This is a genomic window from Streptomyces sp. NPDC052040, assembly GCF_044548405.1.
Classification (GTDB): domain Bacteria; phylum Actinomycetota; class Actinomycetes; order Streptomycetales; family Streptomycetaceae; genus Streptomyces.
This window is the reverse complement of the sequence record NZ_JBIUBV010000015.1, coordinates 152,019-169,284: the sequence shown is the minus strand read 5'-3', so window position 1 is coordinate 169,284 and position 17,266 is coordinate 152,019. Positions and strand designations below refer to the sequence as shown.

General features: G+C 70.6%; 15 protein-coding genes, 1 tRNA gene and 1 pseudogene. 7 read left to right on the top strand and 10 right to left on the bottom strand.

Going from position 1 to position 17,266, the window contains the following annotated elements:
* Positions 1–7: 7 nt before the first annotated feature.
* Both ACIHAA_RS25805 and ACIHAA_RS25800 read right to left on the bottom strand, forming a co-directional pair.
* Positions 8–1,129: a bifunctional MaoC family dehydratase N-terminal/OB-fold nucleic acid binding domain-containing protein gene (locus ACIHAA_RS25805; RefSeq protein WP_399821086.1), complete on the bottom strand. Its 1,122-nt coding sequence runs from the start codon at positions 1,127–1,129 to the stop codon at positions 8–10.
* A 201-nt stretch (positions 1,130–1,330) separates the two neighbouring features.
* Positions 1,331–1,642, bottom strand: coding sequence for a hypothetical protein (locus tag ACIHAA_RS25800; RefSeq protein WP_399821084.1), 312 nt, complete (start codon positions 1,640–1,642; stop codon positions 1,331–1,333).
* Between the two features lie 257 nt (positions 1,643–1,899).
* On the opposite strand from ACIHAA_RS25800, the gene ACIHAA_RS25795 reads away from it, so the two are divergent.
* Positions 1,900–2,775: a bifunctional DNA primase/polymerase gene (locus ACIHAA_RS25795; protein ID WP_399821081.1), complete on the top strand. Its 876-nt coding sequence runs from the start codon at positions 1,900–1,902 to the stop codon at positions 2,773–2,775.
* A gap of 175 nt (positions 2,776–2,950) precedes the next feature.
* Here ACIHAA_RS25795 and ACIHAA_RS25790 read toward each other — a convergent pair.
* The 4 genes and pseudogenes from ACIHAA_RS25790 to ACIHAA_RS25775 all read right to left on the bottom strand — a co-directional run.
* A pseudogene (locus ACIHAA_RS25790) lies at positions 2,951–3,043 on the bottom strand (IS5/IS1182 family transposase); the annotation flags it as partial.
* A 381-nt stretch (positions 3,044–3,424) separates the two neighbouring features.
* Positions 3,425–3,838: a hypothetical protein gene (locus ACIHAA_RS25785; RefSeq protein ID WP_399821079.1), complete on the bottom strand. Its 414-nt coding sequence runs from the start codon at positions 3,836–3,838 to the stop codon at positions 3,425–3,427.
* Positions 3,839–4,263: 425 nt separating this feature from the next.
* Positions 4,264–4,348, bottom strand: a tRNA-Ser gene (locus ACIHAA_RS25780).
* A gap of 90 nt (positions 4,349–4,438) precedes the next feature.
* The gene (locus ACIHAA_RS25775; RefSeq protein ID WP_399821077.1) at positions 4,439–5,362 is read right to left on the bottom strand and encodes an alpha/beta hydrolase; all 924 of its coding nucleotides are present in this window, start codon (positions 5,360–5,362) and stop codon (positions 4,439–4,441) included.
* Positions 5,363–5,406: 44 nt separating this feature from the next.
* On the opposite strand from ACIHAA_RS25775, the gene ACIHAA_RS25770 reads away from it, so the two are divergent.
* The gene (locus tag ACIHAA_RS25770) at positions 5,407–5,889 is read left to right on the top strand and encodes a MarR family winged helix-turn-helix transcriptional regulator (RefSeq protein ID WP_399821075.1); all 483 of its coding nucleotides are present in this window, start codon (positions 5,407–5,409) and stop codon (positions 5,887–5,889) included.
* A gap of 185 nt (positions 5,890–6,074) precedes the next feature.
* Here the strand turns inward: ACIHAA_RS25770 and ACIHAA_RS25765 are convergent, their stop codons facing one another.
* Entirely contained in the window at positions 6,075–7,574 is a 1,500-nt protein-coding gene (locus ACIHAA_RS25765; protein ID WP_399821073.1) for a S1C family serine protease, read from the bottom strand.
* A gap of 280 nt (positions 7,575–7,854) precedes the next feature.
* On the opposite strand from ACIHAA_RS25765, the gene ACIHAA_RS25760 reads away from it, so the two are divergent.
* From ACIHAA_RS25760 to ACIHAA_RS25750, 3 genes are all read left to right on the top strand, one after another.
* Positions 7,855–8,664, top strand: a complete 810-nt coding sequence (locus ACIHAA_RS25760) for a glycerophosphodiester phosphodiesterase (RefSeq protein WP_399821071.1) — start codon at positions 7,855–7,857, stop codon at positions 8,662–8,664.
* A 382-nt stretch (positions 8,665–9,046) separates the two neighbouring features.
* Positions 9,047–9,676 (top strand): ATP-binding protein, encoded by a 630-nt coding sequence (locus tag ACIHAA_RS25755; RefSeq protein ID WP_399821111.1) that lies wholly within the window; start codon positions 9,047–9,049, stop codon positions 9,674–9,676.
* Between the two features lie 438 nt (positions 9,677–10,114).
* The gene (locus tag ACIHAA_RS25750) at positions 10,115–11,080 is read left to right on the top strand and encodes a DUF5926 family protein (RefSeq protein WP_399821069.1); all 966 of its coding nucleotides are present in this window, start codon (positions 10,115–10,117) and stop codon (positions 11,078–11,080) included.
* Between the two features lie 412 nt (positions 11,081–11,492).
* Here ACIHAA_RS25750 and ACIHAA_RS25745 read toward each other — a convergent pair whose 3' ends face one another.
* Entirely contained in the window at positions 11,493–12,050 is a 558-nt protein-coding gene (locus ACIHAA_RS25745; RefSeq protein ID WP_399821067.1) for a hypothetical protein, read from the bottom strand.
* A gap of 235 nt (positions 12,051–12,285) precedes the next feature.
* Positions 12,286–12,951, bottom strand: coding sequence for a bifunctional DNA primase/polymerase (locus ACIHAA_RS25740; protein WP_399821065.1), 666 nt, complete (start codon positions 12,949–12,951; stop codon positions 12,286–12,288).
* 477 nt (positions 12,952–13,428) lie between these two features.
* Between ACIHAA_RS25740 and ACIHAA_RS25735 the strand changes: the two genes are divergently transcribed.
* Both ACIHAA_RS25735 and ACIHAA_RS25730 read left to right on the top strand, forming a co-directional pair.
* Complete coding sequence (locus ACIHAA_RS25735) at positions 13,429–14,946, top strand: PP2C family protein-serine/threonine phosphatase (RefSeq protein WP_399821063.1); 1,518 nt, start codon at positions 13,429–13,431, stop codon at positions 14,944–14,946.
* 152 nt (positions 14,947–15,098) lie between these two features.
* The gene (locus ACIHAA_RS25730; RefSeq protein ID WP_399821061.1) at positions 15,099–16,583 is read left to right on the top strand and encodes an aminopeptidase P family protein; all 1,485 of its coding nucleotides are present in this window, start codon (positions 15,099–15,101) and stop codon (positions 16,581–16,583) included.
* A gap of 111 nt (positions 16,584–16,694) precedes the next feature.
* On the opposite strand, the gene ACIHAA_RS25725 is transcribed toward ACIHAA_RS25730, so the two are convergent.
* Positions 16,695–17,150: an ATP-binding protein gene (locus tag ACIHAA_RS25725; protein ID WP_399821059.1), complete on the bottom strand. Its 456-nt coding sequence runs from the start codon at positions 17,148–17,150 to the stop codon at positions 16,695–16,697.
* Positions 17,151–17,266 lie beyond the last annotated feature (116 nt).

The window sequence follows — 17,266 nt, the reverse complement described above, 5'->3', positions numbered from 1 at the left end:
GCCGGTGTCAGCCCTTGTGCCCGGTGCCGGTGCCGGTCCCGGATTCGGATCCGGTGGCGGCGGTGGCGGTGGCGGTGGTCTGCTCCCGGGCCCGGAACACCGGGAGTACCGTCCCGTCGTCGTACTGGACGAACTCCAGTCGTACGGGCATGCCGATCCGCACCTCGTCGTACGGAACCCCGATCACATTGCTGACCATCCGCACCCCCTCCGCCAGTTCGATCAGGCCGACCGCATAAGGAGGGGAGAAGGCCGGGAACGGCGGATGGTGCATGACCACATACGAGTAGACCGTCCCGGCGCCGCTCGCCTCGACCGTGTCCCAGTCGGCGGAGGCGCAGGCGTTGCACCCCGGCAGCCAGGGGAAGCGCAGGGTGCCGCAGCCGGTGCACCGCTGGATCAGCAGCCGGTGCCGGGCCACGCCCTCCCAGAACCCGGCGTTGTCCCGGTTGACCACCGGGCGCGGCCTGCGGCTGCCGGGGCCGGGGCCGCGGTTGGGCTCGGGGCCGGATTCGGGACCGGCGACAGGGCCGGGGCCGGAATCGGGACCGGGGCCGGAGCCGGGGTGGGTGGGCCGGTCGGCCGAGGCGGCCGAGGCGGCAGGGGTGACCGGGGCGGCCGGGGTGACCGGGGCTGCCGCGTACTTGAGGATGCGGAACCGGTGGGTCCCCACCCGCTCCCCGCCCACCCGTATCTCCATCCGCGTGGTCACGAAGTGCCCCGTACCGAGCCGTGTCCGCTTCCGGTCCGACACCGACTCGATCACCGCGTCGAAGGCGACCTCGTCCCCCGGCCGCAGCGGACGCAGATACTCCTGTTCGCAGTCGGTGGCGACGACCGAGGTGCAGCCCGCCCCGTCGAGCAGGGCGAGCAGTTCGTCGTACGCGCCGGAGCGCCCCGGGTGCCCCGTGTGCCCGGAGAGACCGCCCATCGTCCAGGCCTGGAGCATGGTGGGCGGGGCGATGGCGTCCGGGCCGGAGTACGCCGGGTTGGTGTCGCCCATCGCCTCGCACCAGTGCCGGATCATGGGCGCGTTGACCGGGTCCTTGCCGACGCCCGCGACCGCGGCCGGCTGCCCCTCGTACGCCTTCAGCCGCGCGGCGAACGCGCCCTCGCCCGCGTCGCTCATCGGCTCCCCCTCTCCCGGAGCAAGACTTTCTGACTGTCCGTCAGATTTGGTCGCCTGTCAAGGCCGAAGGGAGTGCGCGCGGGCGGGGGAGAGCGGAAACGTCCGCGCGACGGCGCCGAAGCACCGCCGCGCGGACGTGTGAAGTGACCCCAGAAAGGACCCGACGACCTCAGGGCCGAAGGCTTGGCCCCGGCCCCTCGCTCACCACAGGCGGGTGAAGTGGATGAGCACGGTCTGGCTCCGCTGGTTGACGGAGGTGAACGCGGAACGGTTCACCTGGGCCGTGTTGCTCTGGTTCGAGGCACCGGTACCGACCGCCTGCTGCTGCGTGGTGGACGAGTTGCCGTTGTTGTCGTGGCCGACACCGCTGCCGGTGATACTGGCCGCCGCGGCGTTCGATCCGTTGCCCGCGAACGATCCGTTGTCCGCCGCGGCGACACCCGTGAAGAGGGCGGCCCCGAGGGGCAGCGCCGCGACGGCGGCGAGGACGCGGGCGGTACGGATGCTTGCCATGTGATTCCTCCAGAACCCTGTACACACGGGCAGTTCGCCGGTGCGTACGTGAAGTACGGCTTGTGCCGGGGAAGTTGGCCGACCACCCGGCGGTGCACGACGTCGCGAGTCCAGAGTTGCCCACCGCACCCCGGCGAATCACTCCGGACGACGCGATTCGCCCTCAAGCGTGAGAAGCGGCCGGTAAACCCCTTTCACGACACCTCCCCGCCGCCCACCCCCTTCCTTTTTTCGAACGTGTGTACGACCATAAAGTCATGGCCAGCACCGACCGGCAGGCCACCACCCTGGCCCTGGCCCACGCGCTGTCCGCCGCGGAACGCGGACTGGCGGTGATCCCGCTGTCCCGGACGAAGCTCCCCGCCCTGCGCTCCCCCCATCGCGACGACCCCGGCCCGGCAGCGCCCCCGTGCCACGGCGAGTGCGGCCGCTACGGCCACGGGGTGTACGACGCCACGACCGACCCCCGGCGTATCCGCGCGCTGTTCGCCGCCGCACCCTGGGCCACCGGCTACGGCATCGCCTGCGGACTGCACCCCCACCATCTGATCGGCATCGACCTCGACACCAAACCCGGCACCGACTCCTCGGCCGCGCTGCGCGAACTGGCCCTGCGCCATCTGTTCACCATCCCGGAGACGGTGGTGGTCCTGACCCCGAGCGGCGGGCGCCATCTGTGGCTGAGCGGGCCCCCGGACGTCGTCGTCCCCAACTCGGCGAGCCGACTGGCTCCCGGCATCGACGTACGGGGCGCCGGGGGCTATCTGGTCGGCCCCGGCTCGCGCACCGGCCACGGGGCGTACGACATGGCTCCGGGCACCGCACACCTGGCGCCCGCGCCCTGTCCGCCCGCCCTGCTGCGCCTTCTCACGCCCCCGCCCCGCACCCGGCACTCCACGCCCTCGTCGGCCGGACGGCACGGCCAGGGCCTGGTGCACTTCGTCCTGGCGGCACACGAGGGCCAGCGCAACACCCGCCTCTACTGGGCCGCCTGCCGCGCCTACGAATCCGGCATCGGCCCCGCCCTCGCCCCCGCCCTGCTGGCCGCGGCGATCCACACCGGCCTCACCCACCACGAGGCCCACTCCACCCTCGCCTCGGCGGCACGGATGGCGGGCGGGCAGGGCGGATGACGGGAACAGTCGGGAACAGCCCCGCCCCACCGGAGCAGCCCACCCCACCGGAGCCGTGGGTGGGTGATTCGAACTCACGGGGACTCCCGATCACAAGGACCCCGGACGAAAAGCTGCCCCGTAAATGATCTTCGGGTGGGCCTGGACGTGGCTGTTCGTTGTGCGGCCCGTTCATCTATCCGGCGAGGGTGAGGCTGTGCATCCGGGCGATGCCGAGCATGGCGTGGTGGACACCGTCGCCTCTGAGGTGGCAGTCGCGGAGGATCTTCTAAGACACTGACGCTCTGCATCGCCTTGAGCCTCGCTGCGGTCCGGGCGACCGAGGACCTCACCGAAGAGGTGCTATTCGAGCTGTCCATTGAGCGTCAGAGCGAGCATTACACAGAGGATACCCAACCCAACGGCGGCCCGCTTCCAAGGATTAACCAGGAGACGAACCGCCGTCAGGACACTACTACTTCCGCTTTACCCATCCGAGCGCGAAGAAGACAGCCCCGGCAACAAATGCGGCCGACCCGAAGATCGTCGCATAATTCCCCGATGAGTTGAATTGAGCAAAGAATGAAATTACAGCAAGAAGGGCCAGCACTCCCACAGTTATGGTTGCTACCGACTGCTTTATAGCCGGACTCATCAGGATTTCTCCAGGTTAGCCGAATGGGTTACACACGAACGCGTAGGGAGCGATGGATCCGAGCCAGTACAGGATGGTCCAGCCGTCTTTGTGCTGGCACACTTGTATTGCACCCGCCGCAGTCCCCAGCGCCGCCGCCACAACAGCGGCGACGTGTCCCCCGCCAAGCAGGCTGGCGAGTGTCGCGGACTGGACAGCTGGCTCATCAGCAGCGAAGGCGCTGGGTACATGCTCCTCGCTCGAGGCAGTTACCGCTACCCCATCACCCGACATCACAAGCGTTCCGCTCCTGATGTCATCATTCACAGCATCGATGTAGGTATTCAGCTTGTCGACTTCAGCCTGCGGAACCTTCGTCAACGCGGAGGCCGGGACATCGATCCGGCACCCCTCCCGCGAGTACGAGACGTAGCCGTTCAGTACGGACAATGGACTGGATGTCGGTACGGCCTCGCTTGAAGGAACCAGCGAGAGTGAAGCCTGCTCATGTTCGGATCCAGCAGTAACCTGGGTAACCCCCGAGGCCGAAAAATCCGAACCAGCGGATCCCCCAATAAGCGTGCCGGTCATCACTACAGTCAGCGCCAGAACGGCGACACGCGAAGTCGTGACGGTCGGTCAAACTCGTCACTCACCTACTACGCGCGACTTCCGGCAAGCACCTTAACACGCCATGAAGAGCAAGATCAACGCCATTATCCAGCAGGCGGAATATTAGGTTCCAATATTTAAATTGAACCTTCATCAATCGATTCTGCCGTCCGGCACTACGCACCCGAAGGCTCCGGTCCGGAGATCGAGAAGGGGCGCCCCAGCTGGGGCGCCCCTTCTGACCTGCGCGTCTATGACGTCCGCGGTGGGTGTGGGATTTGAACCCACGGTGACTTGCGCCACGACGGTTTTCAAGACCGTTCCCTTAGGCCGCTCGGGCAACCCACCCTTGCCTCGCCACCAGGGGCGGAGCGGGTAACAGCGTACCGGCACTGAACGTTTCGCGGGCGGCGTGGTCCATAAGGGGGCCTGCCGGTGTCAGGAAGCGGGGGTGACCGCCCCGGGCGGGGTGCGGAGGTGCTGGGTGAGGAAGAGGGCCGCGCGGTCCAGCGCGTCGTCGGCCTCGTCGAGGACGCCCGCGAACGCCTGGAAGACATGGGGCACATCGGCGGTGATGTCGAGGATCACATCCACGCCGGCCGCCCTGGCGCGCGCGGCCAGACGGGTGGAGTCGTCCAGGAGCACTTCGTTGGTGCCCGCCTGGAGGAGCAGGGGCGGGAGGCCGGTCAGGTCGGCGAGGACGGCCGGGCTGAGCAGGTCCTGGTGCGGGTCCTGTCCCGCGAGGTACATCGCTCCGGTGTGCCCCAGGGACTCACGGGTGAAGTAGGGATCGAGGTCCGCCTTGGTGTCCATGCTCTCTCCCGTCCGGGTGGCGTCGAGCGCGGGGGAGAACGCCACGGCGGCGGCGGGCAGCGGGAGCCCCGCCGCGCGGGCGGTGAGGCAGGTGGCGACCGTGAGGCCACCGCCGGCGGAGTCTCCGGCGAAGGCGATGGACGAGGGGTCCGTGCCGCTGTCGAGGAGGGCGCGGTAGGCGTTCAGCGCGTCCTCGATCGCGGCGGGGAAGGGGTGTTCGGGGGCGAGCCGGTAGTCCAGCGAGAGGGACCGGTAGCCGGTCCTGGCCACCAGGTTCCCCGTCAGCGACAGCGCGGTCTGCGGTGAGCCGAACACATGGGCGCCGCCGTGGAAGTAGAGGATCGTTCCGGCGCGCTGCTCCGCGAGGGGCTCGACCAGGAGGGCGGGGCGGCCGCCGAGCGCCGTCTCCGAGGTGCGGATGTCCGGCGGGACGATCATTTCGGCCATCATCGCGCGGAATCCGGCTCGGAGCGCCTCGACCGTTCGGGGAGCCTCCGGCCGCGGCTGCCGCAGCATGGCGTCGATCCTGGTGCGCTGTTCCCTGCTCATGTCTGCTCCCCTGATCCGTGATAGCTGCCGCTACACTATATGCCGTGGAATATACATGGAGCGAGAACGCCGCCGCCGTCGATCTGCCGGGGTTCTTCGCCGACCTCGTCCGGTGCGAGACGCGCCTCTACAACGACCTCAACGACCGGCTTCGCGAGGCGCACGGGATCGTCACCTCGCAGTTCGAGTTTCTGCGCCACCTCCGTGACCACCCCGGCGCCCGGGTGGCGGACCTCGCCACAGAGTTCGCCATCGGGATCGGGGCGACCAGCAAGGCGGTCGACCGCTTGGAGAAGCGGGGGTGGGTGGTCCGGCAGCCGAATCCGGCGGACCGCCGCTCGTCGCTGCTGGCCCTGACCGACGCCGGGATAGAGCTGACCGACGCGGCGGAGACCATCTTCACCGCACGGCTGGGCGAACTGCTGGCCGACTCCTTCGCGACGTCCTCGGTGGCGGCCGCCGCGCAGGCGCTCGCGGAACTGCGCTCGGTACTGGAACGCGACCGGACCGGCATGCCCATGGGGTGAGTGCAGCGCCGGGGGCGGGGGCGGACGGGACACCTTGAAGCCGTGCCCGGGCGCATGCATCAAGGGGTGCCTCCCGGTGAGGAGGCACCCCTTGGTGGCCGTCGGTGGCCTACGGTCCGTGGACCGCCGAGGCGGTCACGTCGGCGCCGACACCGTCGTAGCCGGATCAGTCGTCCGTGGCCGGATCAGTCGTCGCCGGCGCGCGAGCCCAGGGTCAGGTCGACCGTGTGGGACTGTCCGCCGCGCTGGTAGGTGAGGGTGACCTTGTCGCCCGGCTTGTGGGTCCAGATCTCACCGATCAGCGTCGGACCGCTGTCGATCACCGAGTCGTCGAGCTTGGTGATCACATCGCCCGGCTTGAGGCCCGCCTTGGCCGCCGGGCCGCCCGGCTCGATCGCGTTGGCGCCCGCCGCGCCCTGCTCGGTGATCTTCGCCCCGCCGCTGCCGTCCTCCAGCGAGACGGAGGCACCGATCTTGGCGTAGACCGGCTTGCCCGTCTTGATCAGCTGCTGGGCGACGTACTTGGCCTGGTTGATCGGGATCGCGAAGCCCAGGCCGATCGAGCCGGACTGGCCGGTGCTGCCGAGGCCGCTGCTGCCCGTGGACTGGATCGCCGAGTTGATGCCGATGACCGCGCCCTGGGCGTCAAGGAGGGGACCGCCGGAGTTGCCCGGGTTGATCGAGGCGTCCGTCTGGAGGGCGCTCATGTACGACGACTTGCTGGAGGAGCTGCCGTCGCTGGAGGCCACCGGCCGGTTCTTGGCGCTGATGATGCCCGTGGTCACCGTGTTCGACAGGCCGAAGGGGGCGCCGATGGCGATCGTCGCGTCGCCGACCGACACCTTGTCGGAGTCGGCGAGCGCGAGCGGCTTGAGGTCGGACGGGGCGTTCTTGAGCTTGATCACGGCAACGTCGTAGCCCTGGGCGTGCCCGATGATCTCGGCGTCGTACTTCTTGCCGTTCGGGAAGGTCGCCGTCAGCTTGCCGCCGTCGACCGCGTCCGCCACCACATGGTTGTTGGTGACGATGTGGCCCTGGGTGTCGAAGACGAAGCCCGTACCGGTGCCGCCCTGGCCGTTGCTGCTCTCGGCCTCGATGGTCACCGTGCTGGGCAGCGCCTTGGCCGCCACGGCCGCGACCGAGCCGTTGTCGTGCTTGACGTCACCACCGCTGGTGGCGGCGGACACGGTCGTCGAACCGCTGGAGTCGTCGTTCTTGGCCAGCTGGTAGCCGAGGCCGCCGCCCACACCGCCCGCGACCAGCGCCGCGATCAGGGCCGCGGCGATCAGGCCGCCGCGCCCCTTCGGCCTCGGGTCCGGCTGCTGGTACGAGGCGCCCCAGACGCCGGTCGCACCGGGGCCGCCGCCCGCGTAGCCGGGGACGGCCGGCGGAGGCGGCGGAGGCCAGCCCGCTCCTGCGGCGCCGGGATGCCCCGCCGCTCCGGGCTGCCCCGGGGGCACCGGCGGAACCTGCGCGGTCGCCGCGCCCTCCGGATGGGAGGCGCCCGGGGCGGCGTACGGCGCGCCCTCCGGGGGCGTCGCGCTCCCCGCGTTCGGGCCGTGCGGCCCCGCGGACGGCATGTGCGCCTCGGGAGCCGCGCCCGGCGCGGAAGTGGGAGCGTCCACCGGCACGGGAGGTGCAGACGGGGCCGGGGGTACCGGGGTGCCCTCGTTCTCGGTGCTCACAGCTCTTCTCCTCGTTCCACGGCTGTTCCAATGGGTCGCACTCGGCCGCCTTCGCTCACCCTGCGTGGCGCCGGGTGCGGTACAGCTGTGCAAAGTCTTTTGTACGTCGTCAAGCTTTTCCCACGGGACGTCAGGGCAGGGTAAACGGCCGCTGTGGGCCCGTGCGCTCTCTTTATATCGGACCAGTCCGAACAAAAATCTGCATCCCCGACACCTCGCCGATGCCCTCAGGCCGCCTCCCGATACCGCACCCTCCTCCCGACGGTGGCACCATGACGCGGTGACCCACGCACGACAGCACCTGGTCCAGGTGGTCGCCCACCGCGGAGCCTCCGAGGAGGCCCCCGAGCACACCCTGGCCGCGTACAAGAAAGCGATCGAGGACGGCGCGGAAGCCCTCGAATGCGACGTCCGGCTGACCGCGGACGGACATCTCGTCTGCGTCCACGACCGACGCGTCAACCGTACGTCCAACGGCCGCGGCGCGGTCTCCGCGCTGGAACTGGCCGACCTCGCCACTCTGGACTTCGGCTCCTGGAAGAGAAGCGACGAGGAGCCCGACTGGGAGCTGCGCCCGCAGGACCCGGGGGACACCTCCGTCCTCACCCTGGAGCGGCTGCTCGAACTCGTCGCCGACGCCGGGCGCCCCATCGACCTGGCGATCGAGACCAAGCATCCGACGCGCTGGGCGGGGCAGGTCGAGGAGCGGCTGCTGCTCCTGCTGAAGCGATTCGGCTTGGACGCCCCGGCAACTTCCGCCGAGTCGGCGGTGCGCATCATGAGCTTCTCGGCGCGCTCGCTGCACCGGGTGCGGGCCGCGTCCCCGACCCTGCCGACGGTCTATCTGCTCCAGTTCCTCTCGCCCCGGCTGCGGGACGGGCGGCTGCCCGCGGGTGTCCGGATCGCGGGCCCCTCGATCCGGATCGTGCGCAACCACCCCGCGTACATCCAGCGGCTGAAGAAGGCCGGTCATCAGGTGCATGTGTGGACCGTGAACGAGCCGGAGGACGTCGACCTCTGCGTCGAACTGGGCGTGGACGCCATCATCACCAACCGCCCCCGCGCGGTGCTGGACCAGCTCGGCCGCTGAGGCTGCACGCGGCGCGCGGCGCGAGGTCCGCAATTCGCCGCGGCGGCCCCGCATCGCGCGGTATCGGGGATTCCGACCGGTTCGGCAGCATGTTCCGCCCGGGGCGCGGGTGAATCCGATCGGATCGCCGACCGATTGTCTACGCACGGGCGAACACTTCTGCACACACCGCCGCACACTCCGACCCCCATCACCCAACGATTTCGCACGGAGCGCCGATCAATCGCCCCGGTCCACAGGGGCGATGATCCTCACATCCCTGGACGATTCCCCTCACACCCCCGTGCACCCTCACGCGGATTTCTCCTTATAAGGGAAGGAATCCAGCCAAATAATGACGGGGTGTGCACCGGCGCGTTCGCTGCGTGTCCGGCTGTCAGCAATGCGTCAGCGTAGGAGCACGGTCCGGTTTCCGGGACATTCCCATGGGGCATTCACACCGTGGCGTGGGGCGAAGGAGGTCTCGGGGGTGGCGTTGGTGGTGGCACAGGAGGTGCCCACGTCGTCGAGCATGGCCGTACCCCATGGTCCTGCGGGCGTGGGGGAAGCGAGACATCGGATGCGCGATCAACTGCGTACCGGTGGCGTGGCGGAATCGGTCATCGACGATGCCGTACTGATCCTTTCGGAATTGCTCAGCAACGCTTGTCGTCACGGCAGACCACTGGGCGACAGCCTTCGGGGGGACGGGGACGTACGTGCCGCATGGCGCGTCGATGTCTCCGGGCGACTCACGGTCGAGGTGACGGACGGCGGCGGTCCCACCCGTCCGGTTCCCGCGACCCCGTCGGTCACGGCACACGGCGGCCGCGGGCTGAACATCATCACGGCGCTGGCCAAGGACTGGGGCGTCCGGGACGGCGTCAGCGGCGAGGTCACGGTGTGGGTCGTGGTCCAGGACGACGTGGGTGCGGCGCGGCGGCGCGACGATTTCGCTACGCGCGTCACCGCCCCTGCGGTGGCGGAGTTGCCCGAGCTGGAGTTCGCGGACGCGTTCGACGATCTGGACTGAGCCGGAACGCGAAGGCGAAAGAGAGAACAGAGAAAGAAAGAACGAGGACCGGCCAGGTCCGGCACCACCCGTTGGGGACGGCCAAGGGCACTCGGGGCAGGGCGAGTTCGCGCAGCCGGGCGGCCCGGCCACGCGAACTCCCCGCCCGGCCCGCACCCGTTTCACCCATTTCACCCGTTTCTCCGGTCGTTCGGTCGCCCGGTCGCCCGGTCGCCCGGGAACGGCCCCGGCGCGGACGGCCGGTGCGGTACATGACGGCCGGTACCGCGCATGCAGACGCCGCGGTCCGCGCGGCCCGTTCGCTCTTACGTCTCCGGCCTGGAACGGGGCACCGCTTCACGGACTCCCGGTGCGTTGTCCACAGGATCCCGTCGGGCGCCGTACGAGGGGCTAGGCTCGCGCCCGTACGAAACGAGCCGTAACCGGGAGACATCCACGATGGCCAAGAAGCGATCCCAGACCAAGGCCGAGCGGCCGCAGCTCACGGATGCCGAGATCCCGGTCGTCGGCGGCCGTGAGCCCTGCCCCTGTGGCAGTGGCCGCCGCTACAAGGCCTGCCACGGGCGGGCGGCCGCGCATGCGGTGACCGAGCTGGTGCAGCGTCCGTTCGAGGGACTTCCGGGCGAGTGCGACTGGGTCGCGCTGCGCGAGCTGGTCCCGGCGGCGACCGTCGGGCTGAACCTCAAGGGCGGCCTCCCCGAGGACGTTCCCTCGGTCACGCTCGTCACGGTCCTGCCGATGGCGTGGCCCGCGCTGCGCCGCGACGACGGCTCGGTCCTGCTCGGCCTGCAGAACGACACGGCGTCCGGCGACATCAGCCGCGATCTCGCGGACACCCTCCAACGCGCCCTGACCGCCACGCCGGGCTCGCCGGTCCAGGGCCGCCGTGCGCCCGCCGACGGGCCGCGGCTCCAGGACCTGCTGGACCCCGAGGGCGCCTTCGAGCCGGTCGTGCACAGCGGTTTCGAGTTCTGGGTCCCGGACGCGGAGAACGCGACGCCGGAGGTGGCCGCCTCCCTGGAGCGGGCCAACGCCGCGGCAATCCCCACCGTGAAGCTGGCGGGCGTCGACGCCGCCTACTGGTGCGAGACCCCCGAGAAGAACCATCTGCGCTGGGTCATGCCGCACGGCGAGGAGCAGCTTCTGGACGCTCTCGCGCGGCTGCACGCGGCCGGGCAGTCCAGCCTCGGTGACGGCACCCGCCTGGTCGGCTCCTTCCGTGCGCACGGGCTGACGGTGCCGGTCTGGGACCTGCCGAGCGAGGTCCGCGCGGAGGACGTCGAGAAGCCCGCGACCGAGTTCGCCGAGCGTCTCGCGGCGGCCCTGGCGTCGGACGCCCCGCTCACCGCCGAGGAGCGCCGGGCGCGCGGCGGGCTGACCAACCGACAGGTGACACTCAGCTGACACACAGCCTCCGCCTGACCGACCGTTCAGGCGGAGGCATACCCGCCCCACCCGGTGACTCCTGTCACAAGTCACCGTCGGGAAAGGTAAATCCGTGTCCGAATAGCCGAGATCGAATTTGCGAACAGCCGATCTCTTGTTACGGTTCCAATAGCCCGGTTGCTGGTGCATCCCCCGTCGCCAGCAACCGGGTCTTTCCATGTACACGTGTGCGCACGGTGTCGGCGCAGGTCCAACTGCCTCCAACGGCAGCCGGTTTGCGCGATCCGCACCGGCCGGCTCCGGCTGATCGGTTCCACTCGGTCCGCCCGGGCCACCAGGTCCGCCCGGGCCACCAGGTCCGCCCGGGCCACCAGGTCCGCCCGGGCCACCAGGTCCGCCCGGGCCACCAGGTCCGCTCGGCCCGCTCCGCCTATTCGTCGCCGGGCCGGTCCCGTTCGCTTCCGGAGCGCAGCAGCAGCGGCCCGTCCCCGTCCCGGCGGGCGAACTCCGCGACCGCCGTCCACCCCCCCGGATCGCCCATGAGCACCTGCCGGGGCGTCTCGCAGACCCCCGGTCCTTCCGCGGCGCCGACCACACAGTGCATCTCGACGCTGTCCCCGTAGGGCGCCATCAGGTCCAGAACGGAACTCAGCGCCCGGTCAAGGGAGTTGCGGTAGTACGTCCGCGCCCAGATGTCCCGCCCCCGCGTCAGCACACAGGTCTGCGCCTCGATGCCGGTTCTCGTGGAGACCGGGGAACCGCAGCGGACGGCGGTGGCGTCCGCGAAGCCCGTCAGCAGCGGGGAGCGCGCGGCGACCGGCTGCTTCGCGTCATCGTGCGCGGGCGCGCGGGCCGCGATCCGGTCCGCCCCGACCGGTCCGGCCGAAGCCATCGTGAGCGGGAGCGCGGCCAGCGACACGACCGCGCCGAGCAGGGCGAGCAGCCGGGTCCCGCGGGAACCGGTCCCACCGGACCCCGGCCCGTCCACCCCGGGACCGGAGCCGAAGCCGGAACCGAAACCGGGACCGGAGCCGGAGCCGGGATCGGGACCTGGACCGAGATCGGGACCAAGGGCAGGACGCGGACCGAGACCGAGGCCGAATCCGAGGCCGAACCCCCGCTTCCCGTGCCCTGAAGGACGCATCACCCCTGACGGACGCATCACCATGGGGCGAAGATAGCCGCCGGTCATGGGCGTCCCGTCCGGTGCGGGCCGTCCGCCCCTACAACTCGGGGGCGCTCACACCCTTACGAGTGAGGGCCTCCACGGCGGCGTCCACCACGGCCTCCACATCGGGGACCCAGGGTGAGGCGGATCCGGGCAGCGGCGCGCGTTCCCAGCGGATCTGCCCGTGGCCGGTCTCGGAGGGCGGAAGCGCCAGATATCCGCCCTCGCCGTGGAAGCGCAGGGAGCCGGGGACGAAGTCCTGGGCGTAGAGCAGTTCGCCCAGTTGCTCCATGGAGTAGGGCGCCACCAGGATCGCCCAGCGATGCGGGCCCGCCACGACCGGGCCGAGGCGGATGCCCTTGCGGTCGAGTGCGGCCAGGGCGCGCGAGGCCGCGAGGGCGGGCAGGCTGACCGCGCAGGGCGCCGGTCCGCCGGTGGCCAGCACGATCGGTGCGCAGGGCCGGTTGGTCCACCACCAGCGCACCATGCGCGCGTCGGTGGTGGCGGCGAGCAGCCCGGGGTCGAAGGGGTGCGCGCCGGGCACCGAACACTCCGGGTCGGGGCATCCGCAACGGGCACGGCCCTGCGGGTCCGGTGCCACACCCGGGAGCACGGGCCACTGCCATTCGGTCGCGAAGGTCAGGGCCGCGCCGATCAGCTCAGGCTTTTCGTCCCTCCGGCGGGACAGGAGCCTGCGTCGCCTTCCGAGGATCTCGCGCATGAGCGCTCGTTCCTTTCCGTTGCACGCCTGGCAACACCGAGGACCACATCACACCATGTGTCGATCACTTCACTGTGCGTACCTACTGGCGCATCACACCCCTGTCGTGGACAAGGGGAACCCCTGTGGGCCGAGCATGGGCTGCGCATCCATACTGCGCCCGTCACAAGCATGGGCGTGGCGTGGGGTGGCGCCGCCTGGCGTTTTGCCGTCGCGCTCGTACTCGCCGCCTCCGCCACGGGAGGATGGGGCTCGGCCGTCGGTGGTTAAGACGCCCGGGTCCGTCGCCAGGTTCCGGGTGACCCCCAACCACCCCTGGCCTTCACCGAGTACGTACCCATCACGACCGCTGTGACGCTCTGTCGAACGAGGCCAGTCGACCGCAATGGGACGTTCCTCGAGGCAGTTTTAAGCCAACTTTGCTTCCTCGTAAGTGAGTAACAACGCCTCACGGACACCAGGAATCCCAGCAGGACAATGCTGGACATCCCCTCACGAGTGCGTGTACATGTGGAGCCACCGCTAGCGGCGCAGATTGACATGGGGGTTTGCGATGCTATCGAGCAATATGCACCGGTTCGAAAGCCGGACGTCATGAACGCCCCTCACCCTCCGAAAGTGGCCGGAATCGATTCCACGGTTCCCCCGCCCGCACACACTGTCGCGCCGACGCCTGCCACCACGGAAGCCCCCTCGGCCGTGCCCGCCGTCCACCCCGGCCCGGGAGCCGTTCTCCAGGACCGGCTGGCCGGGTGGGTCTCCGATCTGACGACCCTCCACGAACTCACCGAACGTCTGGCGCGCACCGGCTCGCTCACCGATGCGCTCCAGGAACTGCTGCGCGCCGGAGCCGCCCTGGTGGGCGCCCGGCGCGGTCTTGTCGTACTGGAGCCGCGCGACGGACTCGGCCCCGACACCACCATCGGACTCGGGCTCGCCCGCGCCGATCTCGGACACATCGAGACCGTGCCGCGCAGCTCCCTGTCGTACGGCAGGATCCTCGACGGACTGCCGGGCGGCGAGCGGGAGATCGCCCAGCCGGACCTGCTCTCCGAGGACGGGCTCGACCCGCGCCACCGCGAGGTGGCCGCCCGGCTCGGCTATGCCGCGAGCTACGCGCTCCCCCTGGCCAGCGACACGGCCGGACGACTCGGCGCCGCCGTCTGGCTCTACGACGAACCCGCCGAGCCGGTCGAACGCCAGCGCCATCTGGTCGGCCTCTACGCCCGCTACGCGACCGAGCATCTGGCGCGGATGGTCGAAATCGAGCGCACCCGCGCCGGTATGGCGACCATCTCCGAGGAACTGCTGCCCACCCGGCTGCCCCGGGTGCCCGGGGTGCAACTCGCCGCGCGCCGCCGCACCGGCCCGCGCGGGGGCGGCGACTGGTACGACGCGCTGGCGCTGCCCGACGCCGCCCTCGGCCTCGCGGTCGGCTCGGTGACCGGGTCCGGTCCCGGCGCGATGGCCGCCATGGGACGGCTGCGGGCCTCGCTGCGCGCCTATGCCGTGATGGAGGGCGAGGATCCGGTGGCGGTCCTCTCCGATCTGGAGCTGCTGCTGCGGCTCACCGAACCGGCCCGCTCCGCCACCGCCCTGTTCGCGTACTGCGAGCCCGCGCTGCGAAGACTCACCCTCGCCGGTGCCGGGCACAGCCCGCCCCTGGTGATCGGCCCGCGACGGACCGACTTCGTCGAGACCTCGCTGTCGGCGCCCCTCGGGATGCTGGCCTGCTGGGAGGCGCCGAGCGTCGAGCTGTCCGCGGAGCCGGGCGAAACCGTGCTCCTCTACACCGACGGTCTGCTGCACCGCACCGGGGACTCCCTGGACCGTGCCTTCGCCCGGCTGCACGCCGCGGCCGCCGGGGTGCCGAGGCCGCTGCGCACCGACCCGGGCGCGGTCGCCGACCATGTGCTGCGCACGATGCTGCCCGACGGACTCGACGCGGCGGACAGTACGGAGGACGTGGTGCTGCTGGCGGCACGGTTCGAGTGAGGGCGGGTGCGGCCCCGGGCGGGGGCACGGCCGCCCCGGTGACGCCGCCGCCACCGCCGTAGGGTCGTATGGTCGCAGGCGCTTCGGCGCTGGGCCCCTTTTGTACGACCGTACGATGGTAAGGCCCCGTGCCGTACCAAAGGAGGATGACCGTGGCGGACGAGCTCATTCCGGCCGTATCGGATCCTGCTGCTGAGGCAGCGGGCCCGGACGAGACCGAAGAGCCGATCAAGCAGCGCAAGAACGGCCTGTACCCGGGCGTTTCCGACGAGCTGGCCGAGAACATGCAGTCCGGCTGGGCCGACACCGAGCTGCACGATCTGCGGCCGGTCGCCCAGGCCGCCGAGACCGCCGCCCGCCGCGCCGCGCTCTCCGCGCGCTTCCCGGGCGAGCGTCTGGTGATTCCCGCGGGCCGGCTGAAGACCCGCTCCAACGACACGGAGTACCCCTTCCGGGCCTCCGTCGAGTACGCGTACCTCACCGGCAACCAGACCGAGGACGGCGTCCTCGTCCTGGAGCCCACCGCGGACGGCCACACGGCGACCCTGTATCTGCTGCCCCGCTCCGACCGTGAGAACGGCGAGTTCTGGCTCTCCGGCCAGGGCGAGCTGTGGGTCGGCCGCCGCCACTCGCTCACCGAGTCCGAGCGGCTGTACGGCATCCCCGCCTCGGACGTGCGCGAGCTGGCCGGGCGGCTGACGGAGGCCACCGGCCCGGTCCGGGTGGTCCGGGGCCACGACGCCGGCATCGAGACCGCGCTGCACGACAAGGTCACCGCCGAGCGCGACGAGGAGCTGCGCGTCTTCCTCTCCGAGGCCCGGCTGGTCAAGGACGACTTCGAGGTCGGCGAGCTCCAGAAGGCCGTCGACTCGACGGTGCGCGGCTTCGAGGACGTGGTGAAGGTCCTCGACAAGGCGGAGGCCACCTCCGAGCGCTACATCGAGGGAACGTTCTTCCTGCGCGCCCGCGTCGAGGGCAACGACGTCGGCTACGGCTCCATCTGCGCCTCGGGCCCGCACGCCTGCACGCTGCACTGGGTGCGCAACGACGGCCCGGTCCGCTCCGGCGACCTGCTGCTGCTGGACGCGGGCGTGGAGACCCACACGTACTACACCGCGGACGTCACCCGCACGCTCCCGGTGAACGGCACCTACAGCGAGCTCCAGAAGAAGATCTACGACGCCGTGTACGAGGCCCAGGAGGCCGGTATCGCGGCGGTGAAGCCGGGCGCCAAGTTCCGCGACTTCCATGACGCCGCCCAGCAGGTGCTGGCCGCGAAGCTGGTCGAATGGGGCCTGGTCGAGGGGCCGGTGGAGCGGGTGCTCGAACTGGGTCTCCAGCGCCGCTGGACCCTGCACGGCACGGGCCACATGCTCGGTATGGACGTGCACGACTGCGCCGCCGCACGCACCGAGAGCTATGTGGACGGCACGCTGGAGCCCGGCATGGTGCTCACGGTCGAGCCGGGTCTGTACTTCCAGGCGGACGATCTGACCGTCCCGGCGGAGTACCGCGGCATCGGCGTCCGGATCGAGGACGACATCCTGGTCACCGAGGACGGCAACCGGAACCTCTCGGCGGGCCTGCCGCGCCGCTCCGACGAGGTCGAGGCCTGGATGGCGTCCCTGAAGAGCTGACGGAAGTCCCCCGAGGGGCTTCCCGGGGAGAACCGGAAAGGGGCCGGGCAGCCGTACGACGGTTGTCCGGCCTCTTGCTGTGAGCCGCAGGCCCGTCGAACGAAGTGCCGGTCAGACGGCTGCCAGCGGGGTGCCCTGCTTCCACTTGAGGATCTTGTCGAAGCTCACCACCGCTCCGCCCCGCCCCGGCGCACTGCCGATGTGGACATGGTCGGCGAGTTCCTCGATGAGGCACAGGCCCCGGCCGTGCTCCGCCTCGGCGCAGCTCGGCAGGGTCACCCGGCGGGGTCTTCCGGCGGGGAAGCCCGGGCCCGAGTCGGCGACTTCGATGCGGCACGTCTCGCCGTCGAGATACGCCGTGACCCGGTACGCCTCCGGCATCCCGCCGTGGGCGGCGGGGCCGCCGTGCTCGACCGCGTTGGCGCAGGCCTCGCTCAGGGCGACGGAGAGGTCGTAGGAGATGTCGGGGTCGACGCCCGCGGTCTCCATCGTTCCCATGAGGAGCCGCCGGGCGAGCGGCACGCTGGCAGCCTCGCGCCGCAGATGGAGTGACCACCAGATGCTCATGCTCCAGCCTCCTGGCCGCGGCTCGACATACCGTTACGTATTGCCGCGGGTGCGCGTCCGCAATCACCCGAGTGAGGACATCCCGCCCGTACGGCGGATGCGCCGGAGGCGCGGAC

Bases quoted from the DNA above. Each gene is read 5' to 3' on its own strand.
- ACIHAA_RS25805 (WP_399821086.1), bottom strand. From the start codon at position 1,129: ATGAGCGACGCGGGCGAGGGCGCGTTCGCCGCGCGGCTGAAGGCGTAC.
- ACIHAA_RS25800 (WP_399821084.1), bottom strand. From the start codon at position 1,642: ATGGCAAGCATCCGTACCGCCCGCGTCCTCGCCGCCGTCGCGGCGCTG.
- ACIHAA_RS25795 (WP_399821081.1), top strand. From the start codon at position 1,900: ATGGCCAGCACCGACCGGCAGGCCACCACCCTGGCCCTGGCCCACGCG.
- ACIHAA_RS25775 (WP_399821077.1), bottom strand. From the start codon at position 5,362: ATGAGCAGGGAACAGCGCACCAGGATCGACGCCATGCTGCGGCAGCCG.
- ACIHAA_RS25755 (WP_399821111.1), top strand. From the start codon at position 9,047: ATGCGTCAGCGTAGGAGCACGGTCCGGTTTCCGGGACATTCCCATGGG.
- ACIHAA_RS25750 (WP_399821069.1), top strand. From the start codon at position 10,115: ATGGCCAAGAAGCGATCCCAGACCAAGGCCGAGCGGCCGCAGCTCACG.
- ACIHAA_RS25740 (WP_399821065.1), bottom strand. From the start codon at position 12,951: ATGCGCGAGATCCTCGGAAGGCGACGCAGGCTCCTGTCCCGCCGGAGG.
- ACIHAA_RS25735 (WP_399821063.1), top strand. From the start codon at position 13,429: ATGCTGGACATCCCCTCACGAGTGCGTGTACATGTGGAGCCACCGCTA.
- ACIHAA_RS25725 (WP_399821059.1), bottom strand. From the start codon at position 17,150: ATGAGCATCTGGTGGTCACTCCATCTGCGGCGCGAGGCTGCCAGCGTG.